We start from the raw sequence: 26,600 nt of genomic DNA, 5'->3' as shown, positions 1-26,600 counted from the left end.
TACTCGCCGTGACCGTGAACGTCGCCGACTCAGCCGACGTCGGAGTACCCGAAATTACACCCGTCGTCGCATCCAGGCTCAACCCAGCAGGCAAAGCCCCCGCCGTCACCGAGAACGTCGGCGCCGGGTTACCCGAAGCGGCAACCGTGAACGCATATGCCGAGCCAACCGTGCCCGCACCAGGGTCACCCGAGGTGATCACCGGAGCAGCGTTCCAGGCGACGTCGTCAATCTGGAAATGCGGTATCCAGTTACCCGGGCCCGTCACGCCCAGCGCGTGGAAACCGATCTCAATCTTGCTGACCGCACTGCGTGCGGCCCATCCGGACACATCGAGCCTGATTGTGTTCCACGCATCTGCCGCCATCGGGAAGGACCTGGTGAGAACGTCTCCACCCGCACCGGTCAGTGTGATGACTGCCTCGTAGCCGGTTGCGGTGATTCCGCCGTGCGAATCGATATGCGCGACCAGTTCTGTGTGAGCGCTGGCATCCAACGGCTCCGGTGGTGTGACGAATATCGTCCTCAGCAGGTTCGCGTGCACGTCGAGCGAGTTGGCGTCCATGACGCGCTTTCCGGCAAACGGCGCTTTCGGGCCGTTGGCGAAAGTGCTGATCCAGCCGACGGACCCCACGTTCGAACCGGCCCTCCAGCCTTGGAATCCGTCTTCGAAGTCGTACTTCGACAGGTTCTTCAGCACCGGCAACGGCGCCCCCGCCGGTAGGCCGGATGACGCGAGCAGCGGCAGCGAGATGCTGTTCGCGATCGCCTGCTGGCCCGCAACGTTTGCGTGCGTGTTGTCGCCAGTGTTGTAGGGAGGATAGATGGAGTTCGCATTCGTTGGGTCTTTGAGCACCGCGTCGAAGTCAAGGATCGCGTCACAAGTACCGGAGCAGTTGCCGTCGGTCCTGACAAAGCTATTGACGGCGCTTCGCACGACGTTCTGCGGTTCTGTGTACGAGGGCCGCGGAGTGATCGGCGTGACGTAGATCTTGATTCCGGCGGCCCTCAGACGCTGGAAGACGTTCTTATAGCTGTCGATGATGGATGTTGCTGTGCAGTTATTCGACAGATCGTTCGTTCCGTAGTAATAGATCACCGCGGTTACACCGTGAAGCGCGAGCACGTCGCGATCCAAACGGTTGATACCGTCATTGCCTCCACCCGAGCAGGCGGGCGAGGCGGTCGTTCCGCCGATTCCGGCGTTGGCAATGGCGACCTGCGCATCAGCGGGGAGTTCGCTGTTGATGCGCCTGGCCAGCTCATCCGACCAACGGCGATTGGTACCCAATGCGCTGCAGCCCATTCCACAGTTCTGGCTGCCTTCGCCGTCGACGACTGAGCTGCCGTAGGCAACGATGGTGCCATCCAGCTCGGTGTTGTGCACGTCGACCGCGCTCACCAGGTAGGTGTACGGCAATTCTCGGGTGAACGGGGAGCCGGATTCGTCCGTGGTCGTGTTGCCCGCGCCGTCGACGGTGGAATAGTTGTTGATATAGGGATAGCTGTGCAGGCTCGGGATCATGGGGCCTTGCACGAACATGCTCACCGCGATGTCATCTTGCGCCTTCGTCTCAAGCGCAACGGAGTCGCTCCAGACCTCGCCGCCCTTCGGGATGGTCACGCTGGACTGACCGGCGAACGCCAGCGCACGGTGGGTTCCTGCGACGGTCGCCATGCCTTTTGAGGTGAGGGCAATGGACGATGCGTTGACCGTGATCGGACCCGCCCCATACTGATTTTGGAGACGGATGCGAAGCTGGTCACCACCCTGGCTCAGGTGAGTAATCATGCGGAAGGTCACATTCGTGAATGTGATGCCCGATACCCGGTCCTGCGATTGCGCCCAGGAGCTCAACCACCCGTCGGGAGCCGCAGCCACCGCGGTCACCGCGCTGGACGCCGGGACGGTCGTCGCAGCGGAGGCGGGCGCTGCGGAAGCGGGCGCACTGCCGAGCGCGAAGAGCCCGCCAACGAGTGCCAGAGAGAGTGCTGCCGAGGATATCTGCCGCAAAACGGAGTGAGGTTTGTCGCGCATTGCATTCCTATCGTCATTGATGGAGTGAACGACTCGTCGCTTCGTGGGTGGGATTCGTCTGCTGGGATGAGTTCCCGTATCTGCAGACGACATGAAGTGTGAACCGAACCGAACCAAACACTCGCCATGTTTGGGTCAGAATAGATTGAATCGTTTCACGGAGCTGGTGGTCATTCTATTGATGCCCGCCACCCGGCGCAAGCAAATGTTTTGACTGCCTGCAACCTCTGCGGAAACCATTTGTTGCCCCGTGAAAACCTCACCAAGCGTTGCCGTGATCACACGCGTGCCAGCCAGCCGATCGGGGTTGGATCGGACGGCCGCCTCCGGTGAGGCGGCCGCCGATCCGGTGGGTTACTTCTTCGCCCAGTGAGCGTAGGCGGTGGCGTTGGTCGTCACCTTGGCGGTGAACTTCCAGGCGGTGCCGCCGGTGGACTTCGTGTACCAACCCTTGAACACATATCCGCTGCGCGTGGGTGCCTTCGGCGCCTTGATCACGGTGTTGTAGTTCGTGCTGACCGCGGCTACCTTGCTGCCGCCCTGCGCGTTGAACGTAATCGTGCGCTTCTGCACCGCCCAGTGGGCGTAGGCGGTGGCGTTCGCCGTCACCTTGGTGGCGAAGTTCCACTTGCTGCCACCGGTCGCCTTCGAGTACCAACCCGCAAAGGTGTAGCCACTGCGCGTCGGTGCCTTCGGTGCCTTGATCACCGTGTTGTAGTTCGTGCTCACCGCGGCAACCTTGCTGCCGCCCTGTGCGTTGAACGTGACCGTGCGCTTCTGAACCGTCCAGTGAGCGTACGCGGTCGCATCCGTCGTCACCTTGGCGGTGAAGCTCCACTTGCTGCCACCGGTCGCCTTCGTGTACCAACCCGCGAAGGTGTAACCCGTGCGCGTCGGAGCCTTCGGCGCCTTGATCACCGTGTTGTAGTCCGTGCTCACCGCGGCAACCTTGCTGCCACCCTGCGCGTTGAACGTCACCGTGCGCTCCTGCACCGTCCAGTGCGCGTACGCAGTGACGTTGGCCGTCACTGTGTTCGTGAAGTTCCACTTGCTGCCACCCGTGGCCTTCGTGTACCAGCCCGCGAAGGTGTAACCCGTGCGCGTCGGCGACTTCGGCGCCTTGATCACCGTGCCGTTGTCCACGCTCACCGCGGCGACCGTGCTGCCGCCCTGCGAATCGAAGCTGACCGTCGACTTCGGCACATCGGGAATGATGATCGTGCCCGTGATCGACCGCGCGGCCTCAACGTTTCCGGCGACATCGGTCGAGGCGTAGTCGACGGTGAACGCACCTGCGGTGGTGACCGTGACCGCTTTGCCCGTCTTCCACTCTCCGCGGTTCACCCGGTAGCGCGTCTCGGCGACGCCCGACGTGGCATCCGTCGCACCGAAGCGAATCGTTCCGCTGGTGCGGGCCGACTCACCGTCGAACTCGGCGCCGCGCGTGGCCGTGGTGGCCGGAGCAACGGTGTCGATTTTCACCCGCAGGCTCTGGATGACGCTGGCATTGCCCGCGACATCGGTCGCCCGGTATTTCAGAGCGTGCTCACCCTCGTCGGCAAGTGAAATCGCCGACGAATAGCCAGTCATCGCCCCGGAACCCAGTGCGTACTCGATCGCGAGGTCGCCCACCCGATCGTCCTGAGCCTGCAAAGTGATGCCGACCGGCGACTGCGTGTACCAGCCGGTCGCCGTGTTCGGAACCGACGGATCTGCCGTCGCGGTCACCTGAGGGGCGGCCGTGTCAGCCGCTACCGGCAGCGTCCAGACGTCGGCAATCGACGGGTCGTAGAAACCGTGATCGGTCAGGTTCTGGAACTTGATCCGCACCGTGTCAGAGGCGGCGAGCGCCGCATCGACCTGGAACTCGTAGGTTTCAGTGCCCAATCCACCGGTGTGGCTGAACACTCGCTCAATGACCTCCGTGCCGTTGACGAAGACCTTGTACTTCTTCGTCTGCGCCCTGTCGTAGGTCTCAATCGCCCGGATGACAAACGGCTTGCCCGCCTCGACCTTCGCGTTGAACTCGAAGAACGAGTTGTCGGTGAGGTGCCCGGCATAGCGACGCGTCAGTCCCGCCTCGGTGTTGATCCCCGACGACGACGAGGCAGTGAGCCCGTGCGCAGCCTCGTCGGTGGCGTTTCCGAGGTCGACATGGTCGTAGCCGACCGGCGTCGTGGTGACCGGAGCGAGCGCCACTGTGAGCTCGGCAGTCGCCTGTGCGAAGGTGACCCCGTCGTTGACGAAGCGCGCCGTGACGGATGCCGTCAGCGACGCCCGGTCCGTACCGACCGGTACGAAGACGGGCACGGTGAGCGCCGCATCCGAAGCCGCGGGAATGAGCACGTCACCCGTGGGCAGCGGAGTCGTCCAGCCGTCCGGAGCCGTCACCTCAAGGTGACCTGCCGCGGCCTGCGAGCCGGTGTTGCTCACCGTGACGGTGAGTTGGCTTGCCTGGCCGGGCGCCACGGTCGACGGGTCGAACACGGCGCTCTGGATCGTGACGGCCGAGTCAACCACGAGCGCGAGTGAGCGCTGCAGGTCGATGGTTTGGCCGTCGAACTGGTAACTGAACGCGACGGTTGACGCCACCTCGCCCGGAACCTGATCGAGCGGCACCGCGAATTCGAGAGCGGCAGACTTCGTCGCGCCCGCTGCCAAGGTGGCGGCGATGGCGACGGGATCCTTCGAAGCCGACCACGCGTCGCCAACGCCATCGAGGCGTGCGGCGACATCCGAGATCGTGCCTTGTCCGCCGTTGGTGACGGTCGCCGTGACGGCGCCCTTCTCCCCCGGCTTGGATGCCGGGCTGACCAGCGCTGCCGATGTGCTCACACCGAGAAGTGTCGACACGGTTGCGCCGGCCGCCACACGAGCGGCCTGCGCCGCTGACCCGAGGGCCGCGCGCGTTGCGTCGCCCAGCGTTTCTCCCGCAATCCACTCGTTGACGGCGTCGAGCGAGCCGATCGCCTTCGCGAGGGAGCGGGCAGCGGCATCTTCATCGTCGTTCACGAGGTGAGTCAACGCATCAGCGGCGTGCGACCGCGACGCGGCAACCAGACCGGCGACGGCCGACGCCTGCGCGTTGTTCAGCTCTCTCGCCGTGAGCTGCTCGTCAATCTGCGCAGTCAGGGCATCGATGCTTTGCAGCACGGCGCCCACGGCACCGGCGCCGGGATTCACGTCGAACGAGTAGTCACCCGAGCCGATCGTGACCAGCACGTTTCCGCTGTCCTCGCTCACGCTCCGCACGCCGGCGACATCCGTCAGCGCGTTGCCGCCCTCCGACACAGCCCAGCTGTTGACAGCAGGCAGCGTCACTGTCGCAGTCGCGCCAACCGGAACATGCGTTTTCAGGCTGAGTGCGTCGCCTGTCTTCTTCCAATCAACACTGACCGGGCCGAATGGCGTCTTGGTCGTCGCCTTCGCCCAGTCGAGTTCATCGGTGATCTGCGGGGCGATCGACACGTCACGGTAGCCGGTGGTCTCCGAACTGCGGATGCCGGCGACGTCGTGGTAGAACCAGTCGTCGACGGTGCCGAGGAAGTAGTGCCCCAGCGAGCGTGACTCCAACGACCAGTGCTCCCACATTGAGGTGGCACCGTTCTCGATCATGTAGCCCCAGCTCGGGTACTCCTTCTGCACGGCCACCCGGTAGGCCAGGTCTGCGTAGCCGTACTTGGTGAGCATCGGCAGCAGGTACTTGGTACCCAGGGTTCCGGTGTTGAGCTTGTCGCCCTTGGCCACCACATCGGCAGCCAGGCTGGCGGCAACCCGCGTCGCCGTCTCCGCGTCTGGCGTCATCCCGAAGGCAAGAGCGAGCACGTTGTGGGTCTGACGGTAACCGCGGTCACCGGCACCGCGGTACGAGCCACTCTTCGTGTCGAGGAACGCCGCGTTGAAGGCGTCCTTCACCGTGCTGGCCTGACCGGCAAAGTGTTCGGCGTCTCCCGGCTTGCCGAGCAGTGTCGCCGTCTTCTCCATGGTGTTCAGCATTGTGTAGAGAAAAGCCGTGGCACTGACGTGCACGTCTTCAGGCGCGTTGCCTCCGGCCGGGCTGGCCTCTGGACTCACCCAGTCACCCAGGCGGGCATCGGCGATGCCGCCCGGTGAACGAGCGAACTCAGCGTCGGTGTACTGCTTCATTCCGTCGTAGTACTGCTGCAAGACACGGATGTCCCCGCCGTACTGGTAAAGCGTCCACGGCACCTGGATGTAGGCGGCGTGCCACGACGGGTTCTTGCCCCAGTCGCCCCAGTTCGCCGAGCTCGGCGCAATCACGTAGGGCGCGCCGGTGATCGGGTCACGGCTGTCGTTGATGTCGCCGATCCACTTCGCGAACAGGTTCTGCGAGTCGAGGTTCATCATGAACATTTCGGCGCCGACGGCGGCGTCACCGGTCCACCCGTTCTTCTCGAACATGGGGGTGTCGGTGGGGATGCCGTGCAGGTTGTTGAGCAGAGTGTCGACCACGGCGCGGTGAGTGGCGTTCATCGTGCTGTTCGCACTCTCGAACGATCCGGTCTCCTCTGTGTCGGTGTGCAACGCCTGCGCGGTGAAGTTCGCCACCGTCGGAACACTGCCTGCCGGCCAACCGCTCACCTCGATGTACTGGAAGCCCTTGTATGAGAACTTCGCAGCCCAGGTTTCAGCCTCACCGGTGCCGGCCAGGATGAACCGGTCGGTCTGGAATCCGTTCTGGAACCCGCCGTTGTTGTCGGCATTCAACCGGCCGTTGGCGCGCAGCTTTTCGGCGTACTGGTAGCGCACGGTCGTTCCCGCGTCGCCGGTCGCCGTGATCTGCACGTTTCCGGCGAGCACGCGCGGAAACTTCACCACATAAGTGCCGGGGATGACCTCGGTGACCGAGGCGGCCGGCAGTTCTTCGGTAACCCGGATGGGCTGCTGACTCTGGTTGACGAGCGTGCCCTTCGGGCCGGCGACGACTGCTGCCTTGTCCCACGATGAGTCCGCGAATCCGACAGTATCGAAGCCGGTCTGCTCGTGGGAGGCGTCGTACGTTTCGCCGCCATAGAGGTCGTCAAGCACCGTCGGCCCATCGTGCAGGGTCCAGCTGCCGTCGGTGACGACATCCTTCGTCGTGCCATCGGCGTATTCGATGCGCAGCACGGCCTTCGCGACCGGCTCATCGTGGAACGGAGCCTTCTCCCAGTTCCAGACGTTTCCGTTGGTCAGACCGTAGAAACCACGGCCGAGTTCGATCCCGAGCGCATTGCCGCCCTGCTTGAGCTGACTGGTGAGGTCGGTCACGGTGTACTGCGCGTGATCGTCGTAGTCGGTGAAGCCCGGCGAGAGCATCTCGTCGTTGATCGGTGCGCCGTTCAGGCTCACGTTGGCATAGCCGCCGGCCGCGGTGTAGATCTTGGCCGAGGTGACCTGCTGATCGACAGTGAATTCCTTGCGCATCAGCGGGGCTGCCGCCGGGGCCGCAACCGGGAGACGCACTCCGCCGCCCCACGGGCCCGATCCATAGCGAGCCTGCACCGCAGCGGCGGCCCAGCCGGAGTCGTTGAAGCCGGGCTTCTCGAAACCGTCTGTGATGGTTTTGGATGCCTTCCAGCTCGCATCCGTCGTGAAGACGGTACTCGAGAGGTCGTCGTAGCTGACCCGGCCCACCATCAGCAGGCCGGCGGCAGAGCCGGCGCCGTTGGTGGTGCGCACGGCGATGACGTTCTTCGAGCCGTCGAGGTCGACGACGTAGCGCTTCGAGCCCTGCCATTCGTTGCTGGCGCCCTCGGTGCGGGCGATCAGGCGCCCGTTGATCCACAGCTGATAGGAGTCGTCGGCGGTGATGAAAATCTCGGCCTTCTTGGCCTGTTTGCCCGCAGGCGAATCGAGGGGCTTGCGGAAGGCGCGGTCCTCGCCGGGGGCGACCGGGGCGCCGGCCTCCGGCGTCCAGATCCAGTCGGAGTTGGCGAAAGTGAGCGCGTCGGCATTGGCGGACAGTTCGGGGATGGTGACCTGTGCGCCATAGATGCCGTTGCGGTAGAGCAGGCTGGACTGAGCGTTCTTCCAGGCGGCGGTTTCGGTGTACCCGGCGATGTTCCACCCGGCCGGAGCCTGGTCTTCAGCAGTAGCCAGGGCTGTGAACCCGCTGTTGGTGATGATCTGCTCACTGGTGCCGTCGGTGTAGCCGACGCGCACTGTCGCAAGCACTCCGCCGTTCACGCTGTTGCCCGGCGTCTTCAGAACGAGGCCGAGCACGTTTTCACCGGCGACGGCGTCAATGTTCGTGACGCGGGCGGTCTGCCATTCGTTGTTCAACCCGCTATTGAAGGCAACCTTCGTGCCGTTCCAATAGGCGGTGAAGATCTGGTCGCCGGTGGCAGCGAGCTGCGCCCAGGCGATCTCCTTCGTGGCCGACACGGTGAGCGACTTGCGGAACACGGTCGAGGGAATAGGGTTTGACGGCAGGCTCGGGGTTCCGATGGCCGGAATGATCCAGGATGCCGTGTCGAAGCTCAGTCGACTGTCGGCGGTGGCCGCGGGCGGCACGGTGACCTGGGAGCCCCAGGGGTCGCCACCGTAGATGGCGCGGGCGGTGGCCGGTACCCAGCCGGTCGTGTCATAGCCGTTCGACTGCCAACCGGTATTCGCGGTCTTATTGCTCAACCAGGTGCCGTCGGTGACGACATCCTGCGTCGTGCCGTCGGTGAAACGCACCGTCAACTTGCCGAGGACGGCGCCGTAGGCCTTCGCGGTGTTGCTCAGGTAGACAGCCAGGAGGTTTGTGCCGGGATTCGGAAACACCTGAACCCGTGTCGCTTTCTTCCAGGCGTCATCGACCGACTTGCCGGTTGCGATCTGGCTTCCGTTGAGGTTGGCGGTGAAGCCGCGGTCTCCGGCCATCACGAACTCTGCCCGCTCGATTGTCTTGTCCAGCGGAAGCGTGAAGCTCTGCCGAAAGTATCCGGGCGGAGTGTTTCCGCCGCCATAGGGCGGGTGAATCCAGGAGGCGCCATCGAGCTTCATCGTCAGGCCATCGGCGCTTTGCTGCACCCGGTCGCGTCCGATCCACGCGCTGCTCCCCCAGTCGGCGTCGGCGAGCAGGCCGGTGGCGAAGGTCGATGAGGCGGATGCCGCACCCGCGCTGGTCTGCACATCCACCGACCAGTAGTAGGTCGTCGCAGCCTCGAGGGGAGCTCCGGCGTATTCGATGCTCGCCGATTCGGCGGTGGCAACGGCCCCGCTGTCCCAGACGTCGCCCGTAGCCAATTCGGCCGCCGAGCTCGCGACGCGCAGCCGGTAGGAGCTTTGCTGCACATCACGCGCGGTCGACGACGTCACCCAGGAGAACCGGGGCTTCGCACTGTCGATGCCGAGCGGTTCCACACGATTCTCAACCTTGAGATCGGCAAGGCTGATGCCCGCGGCGGGTTCAGCGGCAGCAGCCGGGAGCGTGCCGAGCGCGGCGCCGCTGGCGACCAGGCCAACTCCAACGGTGAGCGCGATGACGGAGTGCAGTCGTGATCGCCACGATCGACGCGAGGTGGAGGGGTCTGACACGGGGTTTCCAATCGAAGGAGGATCAAGGGTGCAGAGTCGGAGTGGTCGTTGTTCGAGACGGTAGGGAGGTGGAGGGGCGCAACCGGAAGAAGAGCGGCGTGGCTCCCGGCCGGAAGATCTCAGACCGGGAGTCGCACAGGGTGATCCCCCGGGTTAGCGGCCGCCTCTCCGCGAGGCGGCCGCCCGATTCCGGTGGGTTACTTCTTCGCCCAGTGCGCGTAGGCGGTGGCGTTGGCCGTCACCTTGCTGGTGAAGTTCCACTTGCTGCCACCGGTGGCCTTCGTGTACCAACCCGAGAAGGTGTAACCGCTGCGCGTCGGGGCCTTTGGCGCCTTGATCACGGTGTTGTAGTTCGTGCTCACCGCGGCCACCTTGCTGCCGCCCTGTGCGTTGAACGTGACCGTGCGCTTCTGCACGGTCCAGTGGGCGTACGCGGTGACGTTCGACGTCACCTTGGCGCTGAAGTTCCACTTGCTGCCACCGGTCGCCTTCGTGTACCAACCCGCGAAGGTGTAACCCGTGCGCGTCGGAGCCTTCGGCGCCTTGATCACCGTGTTGTAGTTCGTGCTCACCGCGGCCACCTTGCTGCCGCCCTGCGAACTGAACGTCACGGTGCGCTTCTGCACCGTCCAGTGCGCGTAGGCGGTGACGTTCGACGTCACCTTGGCGCTGAAGTTCCACTTGCTGCCGCCGGTGGCCTTCGTGTACCACCCCGCGAAGGTATAGCCGGTGCGCGTCGGAGACTTCGGCGCCTTGATCACGGTGCCGTTGTCCACGCTCACCGCGGCGACCGTGCTGCCGCCCTGCGAATCGAAGCGAACCGTCGACTTCTGCACGATGATGATCGTGCCCGTGATCGACCGTTTTTTCTCAACGTTTCCGGCGACATCGGTCGAGGCGTAGTCGACGGTGAACGCACCTGCGGTGGTGACCGTGACCGCTTTGCCCGTCTTCCACTCTCCGCCGTTCACCCGGTAACGCGTCTCGGCGACACCCGACGTGGCATCCGTCGCACTGAAGCGAATCGTTCCGCTGGTGCGGGCCGACTCTCCGTCGAACTCGGCGCCGCGCGTGGCCGTGGTGGCCGGAGCAACGGTGTCGATCTTCACCCGCAGGCTCTGGATGACGCTGGCATTGCCCGCGACATCGGTCGCCCGGTATTTCAGCGCGTGCTCACCCTCGTCGGCAAGTGAAATCGCCGACGAATAGCCCGTCATCGCTCCGGAACCCAGTGCGTACTCGATCGCGAGGTCGCCCACCCGATCGTCCTGAGCCTGCAAGGTGACGCCGACCGGCGACTGCGTGAACCAGCCGGTCGCCGTGTTCGGATCGGACGGGTCAGTCGTCGCAGACACGCTCGGCGCGAGGGTGTCTGCAGGTACCGGCATCGTCCAGACATCTGCCAGCGACGGGTCGTGCGAGCCCTTTCCATTGAATCGGAACTGAATTGTCACGGTGTCGGCTGTCGCATACTTCGCGTCAACCAGCACCTGGTAGGTCACGAGTCCCGTCCCACCTGCGGTGCGCTGGTAGAGACGTTCGTCGACCAGCTGGCCGTTGACCAGGATGTCGTAGGACTTCAGCTGCGCCATGTCGTAGGTCTCGATTCCACGAATCAAGAAGGGCTTGCCCTTCTCGACCTTCAGGCCTGCGGAGAACCACGAACCGACAGTGCCGATGCCCGAGTAGCGACGGCTCAGCCCCGCCTCGAGGGTCGTTCCACCGTTTCCGGAGGACTTCACCGTGTGAGCGGCCTCCGAAGCGCCGTCACCGAAGTCAACATGGTCGGTGAATGCGACGGGAGGAGTCGCCAACGTCACGGTGACGGTGGTGCTCGACGTAGCCAGCGTGTTCGCATCGTGCACGAATCGAACCGGCAGGGTGTTGTCGCCGGCAGTCACCCCGCGCGGAATGGCCACGACCACATCGGCGGTTGCCGATCCGCCCGGTTTGACCGTCACCGTGCGCGACGGCGCGGGGGTCGACCAGCTGGCGGGCACGTCAACCACGAAGTGTCCGGTGACAGCGGATGCCGCAGCGTTCGACACCGTGGAGGTGACCGTCGCCACCTCGCTGGGGTCTCCGCTGCTCGAAACCGTCGTGATCGCATCGAACGCGATCGCGGGCAGTACCGTGGTGACTGTCTTCACAATCTGGAACTGCCGAGCCTCCCCGCCGACGATTGCGCTGACATCCGCGGTCACGGTGATCGGCCCGGCTGGCGTGGTCACCGGTACAGCGATGGTGAACGGAAGATCAACGCTCTCGCCCGCAGCCAAGGTGGGCTGCGAAACCAGGGTGGGATCGATCGCGAGATTTCCGGAAACCGTGAGGTCCGCCGTCAGTCCCTTGATTGCAGCGGAACCGGTGTTGGTGACGCGAACGATGCCGTTCACCGGGGTACCGGGAAGGGCGTCGGCTGCGCCGACCACGTCGACCACGACGCCGCTGTTCGCCGGGTCACTCGAGAACGCGTAGTTTCCCGAACCGACAGCGAGAACAACCTCACCGGCAGCCTCGGAGACGACGCTCACCCCGGCCGAGTCGGCCAGAGCCGTGCCACCCTCCAGAACAGACGAGCTGTTGAGCGCGGGGATGCGCACGGTCGCCGTCGTGTTCACCGGAACCGAGACATCCAGCGTCATCCCGGTGTCGGTGGTCTTCCACGCCGACGAGATGTCGCCGTAGACCGACGCGAAGGTTCCCGTGCCGTGCGTGAGCCCTCCCCCGATTGATGGGGAGATCTCGAACGTCTTGTAGCCGGCACCGGTCGACGTGATACCACCGATGTTCTTGTACATCCAGTCACCGACTGCGCCGTAGGCGTAGTGGTTGAAGGAGTTCATTCCCACGTCACCGAAGGTGCCGTCGGGCTTCAGCGAATCCCAGCGCTCCCACATCGTGGTGGCACCGGAGGCGACCTCGTAGCCCCACGACGGATAGGTGTCGTTGTTCAGGAGGCGGTAAGCGACATCTTGGTGTCCGGTCATGGTCAGTGCGGGCAGCAACCATGGCGTACCCAAGAAGCCGGTCGACAGGTGGTAGTCCCTCGAGGCGAGCTTCGCGACGTACTTGTCGCCCACTGCCTGCAGTCGATCGGCGGGAATCATGCCCATGCCGATGGCGATGGCGTAGCCGGTCTGACTGTTGCCCTGCACGGTTCCGTCTGCCGCCACGAAGGTGGAGACGAACACGTCGCGTACTCGCGTGGACAGCTCGGCGTAACGCGCGGCATCCGCCGTCTTGCCGATCGCCGCGGCCATCTCGCTCAGCTGATTCGCGACATACGAGTAGTACGCCGTGCCGAGCAGTCGGGGGTTGGTTGCGTCGTCGAGGTGCAGCCAGTCGCCGTAGCCACCCGATTCACGGATGAGGCCGGTGCCCGCTGATCTCTCGACCGATGCCAGAAACTTCGTCATCATGTCGTAGTTCTCGGTGATGACCTGGGTGTCGCCAAAGGTGCTCCACAGCGAGTACGGAACGGTGATTCCGGCGTCGGACCAGCCGGTGCCGCCACCGCAGCAACCGGGAGTCGGCGAGACTCCGGGAAGGTCGCCGTTGGCATCCTGGCTGTCGCGCAGATCGCCCAGCCACTTGCTGAGGAACGTCAAGGTGTCTTGGTTGTAGTTTGCGGTCGGGGCGAACACGTTGATGTCGCCCGTCCAGCCGAGACGCTCGTCGCGTGCAGGCGTGTCGGTCGGGATCGACAGAAAATTGCCGCGCTGACCCCAGGTGATGTTGCTCTGCAGCTGGTTCAGCATGTCGCTCGACGAGGTCAGCGAGCCCGTCACAGGCAGGTCGCTGCCCCAGACGTGACCGGTGACCTGGTCGACCGTCGGCGGAGTCGAGACGCCGGTGATCTCCAGGTAGCGGAACCCGTGGAACGTGAACTTGGGTGTGTAGGTTTCGGTGCCCGTTGTCGCGAACGTGTAGTGGTCAGTTGCCTTCGCACTGCGCAGATTGGCGGTGTAGAGAGTGCCGTCGGGGTTCAGCATTTCGCCGTAGCGGATGGTGGCGGTCGAGTCGGCGACACCGTCGAGCTGCAGCTCGGCGACACCGACCATGTTCTGACCCATGTCGTAGATCCAGGTGTTCGGCGCGGACTCGGTGACGCTGATCGGAGTGCGCTCTTCTGTCACCCGAACCGGCTGGTCTGTCTGCGGTTCGAGCAGGTTCGTTGCCGACGTGCCGGCCACCACCGCGGGGGTCCAGGTTGACGCGTCGAAGCCCGTATCGTTCCAGCCGTCACGCGCCAGGCCTGCGTCGTAGGTCTCGCCCATGATCATGTCGGACTCGACCAGCGGGCCGGTCTCGGCCTTCCAACTGTTGTCGGTTTCGATCCACTCGTGTGAGCCGTCGGAATAGTCGAGGCGCAGCTGGGCGATCAGTGAGGTGCTGGTGCCGTACTTGTTCTGGCCGAAGCTCGCGATGTGGCCGGAGTACCAGCCGTCAGCGAGCATGGCGCCGAAGACGTTCTCTTCGCCAGAGTTCACCATGTCGGTGACGTCGTAGGTCTGAAACTTGATGCGCTTGTTGTAGTCGGTCCAGCCCGGCGCCATCAGCTCATCGCTGACCCTCTCGCCGTTCAGGCTCAACTCGTAGGCGCCGCGTGCCGATGCGTAGATGCGCGCGCTGGTCACGGTCTTGTCGACAGAGAACTCCTTGCGCAGCAGCGGTTCCGGGTTCACGGTCTTCAAAATCGCCTCGGTGGGCGACTTCAGCTCCAGGCCCCGACCGGTCACGGTGCCGCCCGTGAACGGGTTCAAGCCGTTGCTGAAGTCGGTGTCAAGCAGCACCTCGCCGGTCGACGAGGTGACGTTGACCTTGTGGATGGTGGCATTCTCGGGGCCTTCAATGGCCGTCGACTGGCGAAAACCGATATAGCCCTGCGTGAGGGAAGTGTCGGTGCGACGGTCGATCTCAACACCATCGAGCTTTGAAATGATTGTCGAGCCCGAGAAGGTCACCGAGAAGTTGTGCGTTCCCGTCTTGAGCGCATCCAAGCTGATGAACGACGAGAGGTCTTTGTTCTCCAGCAGGGAGAATCCGCCGTTGATCTTCTTGTGCGGGCGGAATCGCGGTTTGCCATCGGCCACGCTGAGTTGCCACATGTAGGCGTTGCTGATGTCGGCGGCACGAGCGTAGAGGCCCATGACCAAGCTGTCCATCGTGAAGTCGACCGAAGCGGTGTAGTCCTTCCACCGAGCCAACTGCGCGGCCTCGCCGGCGCCGCTGATCCAGTCAGCCGTCCACTCGCTGTTGTTCAGGATGGCCGTCTCAAACGAGGCCGCTCCACTCCAGTCAGAGGGGGTGCCTTCGTCGTTCCACGTGCGCACCTGCCAGACATAGCGGGTCTGTGACGCGAGATCGGGGCCGGCGTAGACGACGTTCAGTTGCTCGGCCGAGTCGACCTTGCCCGACGACCAGACGTCGTCTGTTCCCAGCGCGCTCTCGCTCTGTGCCACGCGAAGCTCGTAGGCCTCCTGCGTGACGCCTCGACCGGTCGAATTGTTCTTCCAACTGAACACCGGGTCTTCTCCGGTGGTGCCGAGCGGGTTGATGAGGCCATTGGCCCGCAGGCCAGACACCGACATCGTTGCCGGGGTGGTGTCGGCGGCGAAAGCGGGCACGCTGCCGCCGACGAAGCCGCCGACAAGAAGCGCGAACACCGTCGCCCCGGCAGCGAGGCCGAGGAGATTGGGGCGACCGGGGTTGGGGCGACTGAGGCTGGGGCGACTGCGGCGACTGCCGGGTGAATAACTTTGTTGAGCGAACTGCTCTGCCATCGTGGTCCTAACTGTGTGTTGCATGGGAGCTGGAGGTGTCTGAGGCGCCTGAACGACGGCGACGGATGAAGAAGGCAGCACTGGCACCCGCGGCCAGCAGTACGAGCGCAAAAAGCGCCAGCGGGGTGGGGTTCGCACCGGTTCCGGCGAGCACGTCGAGTGGAACCGTCACGGTGTCGGTGCCCGGATCCGCCGGCGTGCCCGGACCGGACGGCGTCTCCGGACCGGACGGCGTCTCCGGACCGGTCGGTGTCTCCGGATCGGTCGGCGTCTCCGGATCGGTCGGCGTGAGCGGAACGAGAACGAGCTCGTGGCTGCCGGCGGCGACCCCGGCCGGAACTGTGCCGCGCGCGCTGATCACGCCGCGCTCATCCGCTGTAACCTCGGCGAGCACGATCGGGTCGGAGTGAAGCTCGACCCGCACCGTCTGGCCGGATGCGAAGCCGCTGGACTCAACGATCAGTTGGTCTCCAGGGGCGACGTTGAGCGTGACCGGGGACGCTGTGCGTGAGATCGATTGGATCGCTGCGGTGTTTCCCGCGCGGTCGGTGCCGCGCAACTGCACGGTCGAGGCAGGCGAGACAGTCTCGATCACCGCGGAGAGGCCACGCTTCCAGCTCTTTCCACCATCGGTCGAGTAGTCAAGCCGGTCGATCCCGGAGAGTGCGTCAGAGACGACGACGGTCACCCGGCCATCCACACCGAGCGTGCCCCAGAGCCCTGGCGCGACCCCATCGACCTTCACCTGACGAGAACCGACATCACTCACGTTGCCCGCGGCATCCGTCGCCCGGTAGCGCAGCGTGTACGCGCCGTCGGGCAACGGGACTTCGGCCGAAAAGGCCAGCCAGGCTCCGCCATTCAGGCTGTACTCGATCAAAGCAATCGCGCTGTCGGCATCGGCGGCGGTGACGACTGCGGCGGCCCCGGCCCGGTACCAACCGTTGCTTCCGGCATTCGAAATCTGCACCGACACCGTCGGCTTCACGGTGTCGACGAACTCGGGCAGCGTGATCGTGATCGGGATCGTCTGCTCTGCCTCGCGGTTGCCCGCGATGTCGGTCGACCTGAAGGTCAGCGTGTGCTCACCTTCGGTCGCCACGGCCACCGCGGATCCGTCGGAGTCGGCCCAGCGTCCGCCGTCGAGACGGTACTGGGTGCGGGCGATACCCGAGGTCTCATCGCTCGCGGTCAACGCGACGCTCACCGGCTCGGTTGTCGTTCCGGCCCCGCCCTCCGGCGAGACTGTCGCTGAGGTGACGGGCGCGTCGGAGTCGATCAATACGCGAACCGTCTGCGGCTCACCGATGAGGCCCGCCGCGTCAGTTCCCCGGAATGAGATCTCGGTGCGACCTGAGTGCTCGACCACGATCGGGTCGACATAGGTCGCCCAGGAGTCGTCGCCGATGCGCTGCTCGATGGCAACGGCGCCGGCGCGGTCGTCGTGACCGGTGAGCGTCACTCGTGCCGGTCCGAGCAACCAGCCGTTTGACCCAACACCGGCCAGGGCCAGGACGTCGGCGGTGACAACTGGCGCGATGACGTCGGCGCCGGGTGTGCTGACCCAGACATCGGCGATGGACGGGTCGTAGTTGCGCCCTGACTCGTTGTTGGCAAAGCGAAGGGTGACCTGCCCGGTGGCGGAAATCGCCGGGTCGTCGACCAGAAACTGGTAGGACTCGGTGCCGAGTCCGCCGGTGTGCGAGTTCAACCGGCTGTGCACCAGGGCTCCATTGGCGAAGACCGAATACTCCTTGGTCTGAGCCTGGTCATAGGTCTCGATTGAACGCACCAGGAACGGCTCGCCCGGAGAGACGGCAACAGTGAATTCGAAGAAGCCGGAAGGGTCGGCGCGATTGGCATAGCGGCGAGTGAGCCCGGCCTCGACGTTCGTGCCCGACTGTGAGGAGGCGACGAGGGCGTGCGCCTTCTCGGATGCGTCGTTGCCGAGATCGACATGGTCATACGCAGACTCGGTCCAGACATCGGCGATCGACGGGTCGTAGTTCGCACCCGCCACATTCTGGAACCTCACCGTCACCGTTCCGGTTGCCGACAGCGCCGGGTCGCTGACCCGCAGGTCGAAGGTCACGGTCCCCGCGCCGGTGCTCGTGTTGAGTCTGCGCTTCACCGCCACGCCGTTGACGAGGATGTCGTATTCCTTGGTCTGGGCCCGGTCGTAGGTCTCCGTGGCACGCAGCGTGAACGGGGAACCCGCTTCGACGTCGGCGGTGAACTCGAAGAAGCCGGTGGGGTCTGACCGATCGGTGTAGCGTCGCGTCAATCCGGCTTCAGTGTTCGTGCCTGACTTCGTCGAGGCGGTGAGCGCGTGGGCGGTCTCCGAGGCCGTGTTGCCGAGGTCGATGTGATCGAACGGGGTCGGGGCGAAGTCCGGCAGGCTCGTGCCGATTGTCGCGGTCGCGGTGGCGTAGCTGACTTCACCGTTTGCGAAGCGAAGCGGCACGCTCACACTCGACGTGCTGACCGACAACGGTGCCGTCAGAGTCACCACGAAGTCTCGGGATGCGCCAGCGGCGATCTCCGTTTCGAGCTCGCCCCGTGCGGGGAGCCAGCCGGTCGGCGCATCGGCGCGCACCGTTCCGGTGATCGGGGTGTCGCCGTCGTTGACGACGGTGGCGTGCACGCTCACCTTCTGTTCAGGCGCTGCCACAGCCGGGTCGACGGCGATCGTTCCGAAGCGCACGGCGGTGCCGAGCCGGGCTTCGCCCGAGATCGGGACTGTCGCGGTGGAACCGGCGAAACGGTAGCTCGCGCTGCCGGCGATCGTGATCGCATCCGGGCCCGCGTCGTGCGGAACTGTGGCGTCGAAGGTGAGGCTCGCCGATCCGTTCGGCAGGGCGGTGCTGACCGGCTGGGCCGAGAGCGCCTGCCAATCCCACCCGGCCGGCTTCGTCAGCGCTGCGCTGATCGCGGTGACCGCGTTCTGACCGGAGTTGGTGAGCAGCACCTCTGCACCGATCTTCTGGCCGGCGACTGCACCATCGGCATCACTCGTCACCGACGCATCGATGCCGAGGAGGCGTGCTGACAGGGTGGAGTAGTCGCCGACGAGTCCGTTCGCGCTGGCCTGGAGCGCTGCAGCGGTGTCGGCGTCGATTGTTTTCTCGCCGAGCCCGGCTGTCACATAGTCGGCGATCGACGCGAGCGCGGCAAGCCCGCCGTGTGTGGCCGTTGCCGCAGCCACTGCGTCACCGGCGAGATAGGCGCGCGAGGCCTCTGCTGCAGAGTTCTGCAGCTGCACCGTCTGAGCAGCGAGCCAGGTCGACTGTGGGCGAGTCAGTTTTCCGGCGTCCGACAGCGCGCCGATCTCTGCGCCGAAGTCGGCACTCGCCTGCTCAAGCGCGGAGAGCTCGCTCACCGTCTCGTCGACGACGAAGCTGTAACTGCCCGACCCGACCTCGATCGAGGCGACGCCGTCGGCAAACTCTGCGTCGTGCACGCCGTCAGCATCCTGGGCCGGGGCGCCGTTCTCCAGCACGCTGGCGAGAGCATTCGCGGGAATCTTCACGGTGGCTGTCGTGTTGGCCGGCACCGTGACATCGAGGGCGAAGTTCTCTCCACGGGCGTCCCAGTCGGAGACGATCGGTCCGTAGACCGAGTCGAGGCTCGTCTTCGCAAAGCCGAGGCCACCACCCTGCTGCGGCGCCACTGTGAAGGTCTGGTAGCCGGCGGAGGTCGCGGTCAGGCCGCCGATCGTCGTGTACATCCAGTTGCCGACCGCACCGTAGGCGTAGTGGTTGAAGGAGTTCATACCGATGTCGCCGTAGCTGCCGTCTTCTTTGATCGAATCCCAGCGTTCCCACATCGTTGTCGCGCCGCGGTCGATCTGGAAGCCCCACGACGGGAAGGTGCGGTTCTGCAGCAGCTGGTAGGCGACGGCGGGCTGCCCGGTCGCGCTCAGCGCGGGAAGTAGGAACGGCGTGCCGAGGAAGCCGGTGGCGAGGTGGCCGCCGCGTGCGGCGACGGCGCCGGCCAGTTTGGCCCCTGCTGCGGTGCGCAGCGCGTCGGGAACCAGATCGAACATGATGGCGATTGAATACCCGGTCTGGCTCCCGCCGGAGACGGTGCCGTCGGCGCTGACGAACTTCGTGGCGAACGCGGTCTTGATGTTGTCGAACAGGGTGCGATAGTGGGCGGCATCCGTGTCTTCGCCGATCGCCGCAGCCATCTGCGCCATCATGTCGACACTGTGTGCGTAGAACGCGGTGGCGAGCACGTTGCCCGGAACGTTGTCACCCATGTTCAGCCAGTCGCCCCAGCTGCCGGCGTTGGGGCGGATGAATCCGGGGCTGATGCCCTCGAGGTAGTCGATGTAGGCCTGCATCGAGTCGTAGTTCTCGCGGATCGTGCGCGTGTCGCCGTAGCTGTTCCAGAGGGTCCATGGCACGGTGATTCCGGCGTCGGCCCAGCCGGTCGAACCGGCGCCGCACGACGAGTGAACCGCGGCGTCTTGGCAGAACTGCGGGGCGACCTCCGGGTAGGCGCCGTTGGCGTGCTGGGCGTCGCGCATGTCGGCCATCCACTTGCGCAGGAAAGTCTCCGAGTCCATGTTGAACGCGGCGGTGCCGGCGAAGACGTTGATGTCGCCGGTCCAGCCGAGCCGCTCATCACGGGCAGGGGTGTCGGTGGGAATCGAGAGGAAGTTGCCCTTCTGTCCCCAGACGATGTTGCTCTGCAGCTGGTTCACCAGGGGGTCGGATGTCGTGAACGTGCTGATGAGGTCGCCGTCGGTGCGCAGAACCAGGCCGCGCACGGCATCCGTGGTCGGTGCCTCGGTGAGCCCGGTGAGTTCGACATGGCGGAAGCCGTGGAAGGTGAAGTCCGGTGAGAACGTGACCGGGCCATCGACCGCGGCGGTGAAGTAGTCCGTTGCCTTCGCCGAACGGAGGTTCTCCATGGAGATCGTGCCATCGGCATGCAGAACCTCGGCATGCCGGAGCCGCACCGTCTGGCCGGCTCGCAGATCCAGGGTGAACTCGACCTTGCCGACCATGTTCTGGCCGAAGTCGAAGACGTAGCTTCCTGGGGTCGGCTCTGAGAGCTTCTGGGCTTGCAGTGTCTCGGTGACGCGTACGGGTGGGTCGGCCTGCGGCAGGAGCTTGGCGGTCGCCAGGTCGCCGTCGTTGGCGACGGCGCCCCAGGCAGAGTCGTCGAACCCGACGGTGTCCCAGCCGGCCTGAAAACGGGTGGCGTCGTACGTCTCGCCGTCCAACAGGTCGGCTGAGAGCACCGGTCCCGCAGTTGTCGCCCAGTCGGAGTCCGTGTCTACCGTCTGGGTGGTGCCGTCGGTGTAGGTGAGCACGAGCTGCCCGAACAGGCGCGGGTCGGTGCCGTACTGGTCGGGACCGAACCAGCCCAGGTTTCCCGAATACCAACCGGGAGCAAGCATCGCTCCGATCGCATTCTTGCCAGTGGTGACGAGGTCGCTCACGTCGTAGGACTGGTACTGCACCCGCTTCTCGTAGTCGGTCCAGCCGGGAGCGAGCTCGTCGTCGCCGACCCGCTTGCCGTTGAGACTGAACGCGTAGACGCCGAGTGCCGACGCGTAGAGTCGCGCACTCTTCACGGTCTTCGCAGCGGTGAACTCGGTGCGGAAGATGGGGTTGGCGTCGAGTCCGTTGAGAAAGAGGTCACCGGCCGGCGCACCGACCTTGAAGCTGCCCGGCGCGAGGAGCGTGCCGCCGGTGAAGGTGCGGTCGTTTGCCGGGAAGGTGGTGGAAACGAGGGTGTCGCCGTTGGCGCGAGTGACACTGAAGGCGGTGAGGACCCCGTTCTCAACGCCAGAGGTGCGAATGCCGACACGGCCGAGCGGAAGGCGAGAATCAGTGCGCCGATCGATCTGCACCCCGTTGATCGAGGTGGTGATCTGCGAGCCCGCCACGGTGATGGCCACGACGTTGCCTGCGCCGGCGAGACCTCCTGCGTGCAGAACCCCGGCGGGAATCGGTACATCGCCGAGCACCTGGTAGTTGCCGTTCACCCTGATGTGTGGGCGCAGTGTGTCGGTGGCACCGGAATTCGACAGCTGCCACATGAATCCGTTGTTGGCATCGGGCTGGCGGAAGAAGATTCCGACAGCGCCTGAGACCTTGTCGAGCGTGGTGCTGACCGTGTAGTTGTCCCAACTGGACAGCGCATCGGCCTGCGAGGTGCCGCCGATCCAGTCGGCACTCCATTCGGAGCCGCGCAGCCCGGTTTCAAACCAGGATGCTCCGCTCCAGCCCGATTCCGACCCGTCGTTGCTCCACGTTCTGACCTGCCAGAAGTAGCGCGTCGCAGAATCCAACGCCGGCCCACCGTAGACAATGCCCGTCGAGACGCCTGACTCGACCGTGTGGGAGTCCCAGACATCCGCGCGGTCGGCAGCAAGTTCGGTCGCACTCGATGCGACACGCACCTGATAGGCCTTCTGCGTCACGTCGCGAGCGCCGCTCTGCAGTTGCCAGCTGAGCTCAGGGTCACCCTGCGGGATGCCCAGCGGATTCACCAGGTCGTTGGCCTTCAGCGCGGTGACCGACAGACCGGATGCCGCGGCAACCGGCGCGGCCAATGCCGGTGTCATTCCGACGAAGCCGAGTTCAAGAACGAGGGCCACCAGAGCTCCCACGGCCACGACCCTGCGGGTACGACGATGCGAAAAATTGGGGGACAACGACGCAACACGGGGGGCAATCGACACTGAAAGGTCTCCGAATGATCTCGACAATGAGCAATGAGGCGTGGTGGTAGCCCGACCCTATTGGAACGATTCACTCCCTGTCAATGAAAGGTTTCAATTTATGCGGCATTGGCGCCACCGCGAAGACCGCTGTCCGCCCCGGATCGGGCGGCCGCCTTCGTGCGAGGCGGCCGCCCGATTCCGGTGGGTTACTTCTTCGTCCAGTGCGCGTAGGCGGTGGCGTTGGCCGTCACCTTGGTGGTGAAGTTCCACTTGCTGCCACCCGTGGCCTTCGTGTACCAACCCGCGAAGGTGTAACCCGTGCGCGTCGGCGACTTCGGCGCCTTGATCGCCGTGTTGTAGTTCGTGCTCACCGCGGCCACCTTGCTGCCGCCCTGCGCGTTGAACGTGACCGTGCGCTTCTGCACCGTCCAGTGCGCGTAGGCAGTGGTGCTGGTGGTCACCTTGGTGGTGAAGTTCCACCTGCTGCCGCCGGTCGCCTTCGTGTACCAACCCTTGAAGGTGTAACCGTTACGCGTCGGAGACTTCGGTGCCTTGATCACCGTGTTGTAGTTCGTGCTGATCGCGGCAACCTTGCTGCCACCCTGCGAACTGAACGTGACCGTGCGCTTCTGCACTGTCCAGTGCGCGTAGGCAGTGGCGTTCGACATCACCTTGGCGGTGAAGTTCCATTTGCTGCCGCCGGTCGCCTTCGTGTACCAACCCGCGAAGGTGTAGCCGGTGCGCGTCGGAGACTTCGGCGCCTTGATGACCGTGCCGTTGTCCACTCTCACCGCGGCCACCTTGCTGCCGCCCTGCGAATCGAAGCGGACTGTCGACTTGACGATCGGCGTCGGAGTCTCCTTCACCGCGAACGTGCGGGCGACAGCGGCCGCAGGGTGGTACTCAGCGTTCCCCGCTTGAGAGGCGGTGAGGGTGCAGTCCCCTGCTCCAGTGAGATGCACCGTGGTACTCGCCACGGTGCAAGACCCCGCAGCGCCGAACGAGACCGGCAGACCGGAGGACGCAGTGGCCGAGAGGGTGAAGTCACCGTCCGTCGTCTTCTTGTCAGGCAGCGCGTCGAACGAGATCGTCTGGTCCGCCGTTCCACTCGCAAATTTCCACAGGCCGGAGTCGACGGTATAGACGGCTTCGGTGGTGTCACGGGAGACGAGCTGAGCTCCGTCGGTCGCGCTCAGGTGAGCGAAGCCTTGGAGAGGCACGTGCACCGTTGCGGTCGAATTGACGGGAACCTCGACATCCAGCGCGAATCCGTCTTCGGTCTGCTGCCACGAGGAGCTGACCGTTCCGCGCACGGTGTCGATCGACGCCGCGACGTGCTGCAGCCCTGCGGGCACCTGTGGATCGATCGTTATGGTCTGGTACCCGGCCGTTGCGGGGAGGATTCCCGCCAGCTGCGTGTAGAACGACGTGTTGATCCCGGCGAACATGGCGTGATCATGCGTCTCCATCCCGGAGTAATAGGTCCATTGCTCCCACGGAGTTGTTGCACCCTTGCTGATCTCGTAGCCGTAGCTCGGGTACGAGGTCTGCCCCAGAATGGTCATCGCCACGTCCATGCGTCCGACGGCGGCGAGCGCATCCATGAGGTAGCGCGTTCCGAAGATTCCCGTGTCCAGGTGACCCTTATCCGTGGTCAAGATTCTGTTCACGAACTGGTTTCCGACGGCGGCGATCTTGTCATCGGGCACCATCCCCAGGGCAAGCGGCAAGACGCTCGTGGTCTGACGCCCGTCGCCGTAGGTGTCGCCCGCGCTGTTCAAGAACGTGGCGTTGAAGGCGTTCTTCACTCTCGTTGCCATCTCGGTGTAGTGCGCGGCCTCGTCTGGGTGACCCAGCGCCGTCGCCGCCAGAGCGACGTCTTTTGCCTGGAGATACCAGAGCGCCGTATTCACAATCGGAACCTCGCTGGTGCAGTCCCCTGCGCTCGGATTACCCATCCCACCGTTGGCGTTCGCGCTCTTGTCTGGCGGGCACCAGTCGCCGAAGCCATCGTTTCCCCAGGTGTAGCTCGGGTGGGAGGCGGCATTGGTATCGACGAACTTCTTCATCGCCTCGAAGTGCGTCGCCAGAGTGGCCGCGTCGCCGTATTGCTCATAGAGGGTCCAGGCCAGCGTCACGCCGTCTCCGGCCATATCGGGATATTGCGACTTCGCGTCGTCGCTCGGCAGAGCCGTGCCCGCAGGCATGTCGAGCAGGTAGTTGGCGTAGAAACGGTCCATTCCAAACTCGCGCGTGGAGGCGCTGTGATAGGCCTGCACATCCATTCCCGGTGGTGTGCGCTCATCGCGCACGGGAGTGTCAGTGGGAGTGCTCATCGAGTTGTTGATGATTCCCCAACGGTTCATCTCCCAGATCTGATTGAGAAGCGAGTCGGATGAATCGAAGCTGCCCGTCGACACCACATCGGCATGGACCACTCGGCCTTCGAGGCTGTCGATCGTCGGAGTCCCAGGGAAACCGGTGACCTCCACGTAGCGGAAGCCGTGATACGTGAACCGAGGTTCGTACTCCTCCACCGCTCCGGTGCCGGCGAGGGTGAAGCGGTCAGTTGCCGCAGCCGCACGGTTCGTGAACGTGTCCAGCATCCCGTCCGTTCCGACTTCCTCCGCGGTGCGCATCGTGATGGTGGTGCCGCTGTCACCTTGGGCGTGCAGACGCGACCAACCCGCGATGTTCTGGCCGAGGTCGTAGACAAAAACTCCCGGCTTCGGCTCGGTCATCGCGACCGGAGTGATCGTCTGGGTGACCCGAATCGGTTCCATGGCATTGGCGACAACTCCCGTTCCGGGAGCGGATGCTCCGCTGACAGGGAGCCAGGACGAGGCGTCGAACCCGGCCGTGTCCCAGCCGGCCTTCTCCAGGCGCGCGTCGTAGCTCTCGCCGGCGTAGATGCCGTTGGAGGTGATGGGGCTGGTCGACCAGCGCCAGTTGTTGTCTGTCTTCACCGACTGGTGCGTGCCGTCGGTGTATGTCACATCGATGAGCATGGTTGCCTGTTTCGGGCCGAGCCAGCGGAACGCGTACGAGCTGTAGCTGCTGTCGTAGCCGTCGCCGAGCCAGATTCCGACGGCGTTTCCGCCCTGCTTCACCAGATCGGTGACGTCGTAGGTGTCGTATGGGTTTCGGGTGGCGTGCGGGGTGCTCGCGGGGGTCAGCACGCGGTCGCCGACCTTATCGCCGTTGAGATGAAGCTCGTAGAGGCCGAGACCATAGACGTAGGCCCGTGCTTCTGAGACCTCCTTGCCGAGGGTGAAATCGGTGCGGAGGATCGGGGCACTCGGGGTGGGGTCGATCAGGACAATACCGTTCCCGGGATCCAACTGGCCGTCAGTGATCTTGGTTGAACCGAACCAGGGATCCGGTGACGTGGAGAAGTCATCGGCGAAGAGCGATTGCCCGGCGAGGCCGGTCACGACGACGTTGTCGTAGAGGGAGTGTTCCACGGAGTCGCCCACCCGAAAGCCGATGGTGCCCTTCGTGAGCGTGCTATCGGTCACCGTGCTGACCAGCACGCCGTCGATGGTGGTGGTGATCACAGAGCCCTCTGCGCGAATGGTGATGTGATGCTGCTTGTTTGCGTTCGCCGGAGCGATGACCTGACTGACATCAATGTCTGGCACTACGTGTGCGAAGTTGCCGTTGCGGTTAACGTGCGGGCGAAGAAGCACCTTTCCCGGCGTCAGACCGGAGTTCACCTGCCACATGTAGAAATTGTTGGAGTCCTGAGCACGAAAGAGAAAGCTCGCCGCACCCGATTTGATCGTGAAGTCCGAGTCGAGCACGAAGTCGGACCAGGACTCACTGTCGTCCAGACGGGGAGTGATCCAATCAGCCCCCTGCCAGTCAGCAGGGTTGAGAAGGCCCATCTCCCACCACGACGGCTCGCTCGCCGAGGCGATGTCGCCGTTTGCTCCCCACACCTGGACAGTCCAGTAGTAGCGAGTCTGCGACGTGAGCGCAGGACCACCGTAGACAATCCCGACCGAATCGGCGGAATCCACTTTTCCGCTGTCCCAGATATCGCCCTGGCTTGATCCCGACAGCGCCGCGGAGCTGCTGGCCACTCGCACTCGATAGGCACTCTGCCGCTGACCGTTGACGCTCGAGGTCAACTTCCAACTGAGCGCCGGCGTGTGGTTGTCGATTCCCAGCGGGTTCACCAGCTCGTCGGTCTTCAACGCGCTGACCGACAGGACGGATGCCGCGGCAACCGGACTGTCGGGCCCCGCGGCATCCGGCGCGGCCAATGCCGGCATCATTCCGACGAAGCCAAGGTCGAGAACGAGGGCCACCAGGACTCCCATCGTCACGAACCCGCGCTTACGACGTTGCAAACGTTGGGGGGAATACGACGCAACACGTGGGGCAATCGACACTGAATGGTCTCCGAATGATCTCGACGATGAGCAAGAGGCGTGGTGGTGAGCCGACCCTATTGGAACGATTCACGTTCTGTCAATGAAAGGTTTCATATCGCGCGACGCTGACGCCGCCCCCACTCGATAGCGCGCGAGCGCGCGCAGGAGCACGTTGATTCCGGTGCCGA

General features: G+C 64.6%; 5 protein-coding genes. All 5 read right to left on the bottom strand.

Annotation, left to right across the window (positions count from 1 at the left end):
* Window positions 1-2,038, bottom strand: a 2,038-nt coding sequence (locus ABD791_RS18495; RefSeq protein WP_345069352.1) for a GDSL-type esterase/lipase family protein, incomplete at its 3' end; no start/stop codon positions are given.
* 354 nt (window positions 2,039-2,392) lie between these two features.
* Entirely contained in the window at window positions 2,393-9,565 is a 7,173-nt protein-coding gene (locus tag ABD791_RS18490) for a family 78 glycoside hydrolase catalytic domain (RefSeq protein ID WP_345069351.1), read from the bottom strand.
* A gap of 197 nt (window positions 9,566-9,762) precedes the next feature.
* Complete coding sequence (locus ABD791_RS18485; RefSeq protein WP_345069350.1) at window positions 9,763-15,351, bottom strand: family 78 glycoside hydrolase catalytic domain; 5,589 nt, start codon at window positions 15,349-15,351, stop codon at window positions 9,763-9,765.
* Between the two features lie 7 nt (window positions 15,352-15,358).
* Complete coding sequence (locus ABD791_RS18480; protein ID WP_345069349.1) at window positions 15,359-21,967, bottom strand: family 78 glycoside hydrolase catalytic domain; 6,609 nt, start codon at window positions 21,965-21,967, stop codon at window positions 15,359-15,361.
* Window positions 21,968-22,239: 272 nt separating this feature from the next.
* Complete coding sequence (locus ABD791_RS18475; RefSeq protein WP_345069355.1) at window positions 22,240-26,358, bottom strand: family 78 glycoside hydrolase catalytic domain; 4,119 nt, start codon at window positions 26,356-26,358, stop codon at window positions 22,240-22,242.
* Window positions 26,359-26,600: the final 242 nt, after the last annotated feature.

The sequence above is a fragment of the Glaciibacter kafniensis genome, from assembly GCF_039538945.1.
In the GTDB taxonomy this organism is placed as follows: Bacteria; Actinomycetota; Actinomycetes; order Actinomycetales; family Microbacteriaceae; genus Cryobacterium; species Cryobacterium kafniensis.
This window is presented reverse-complemented; position numbering and strand designations above follow the sequence as displayed.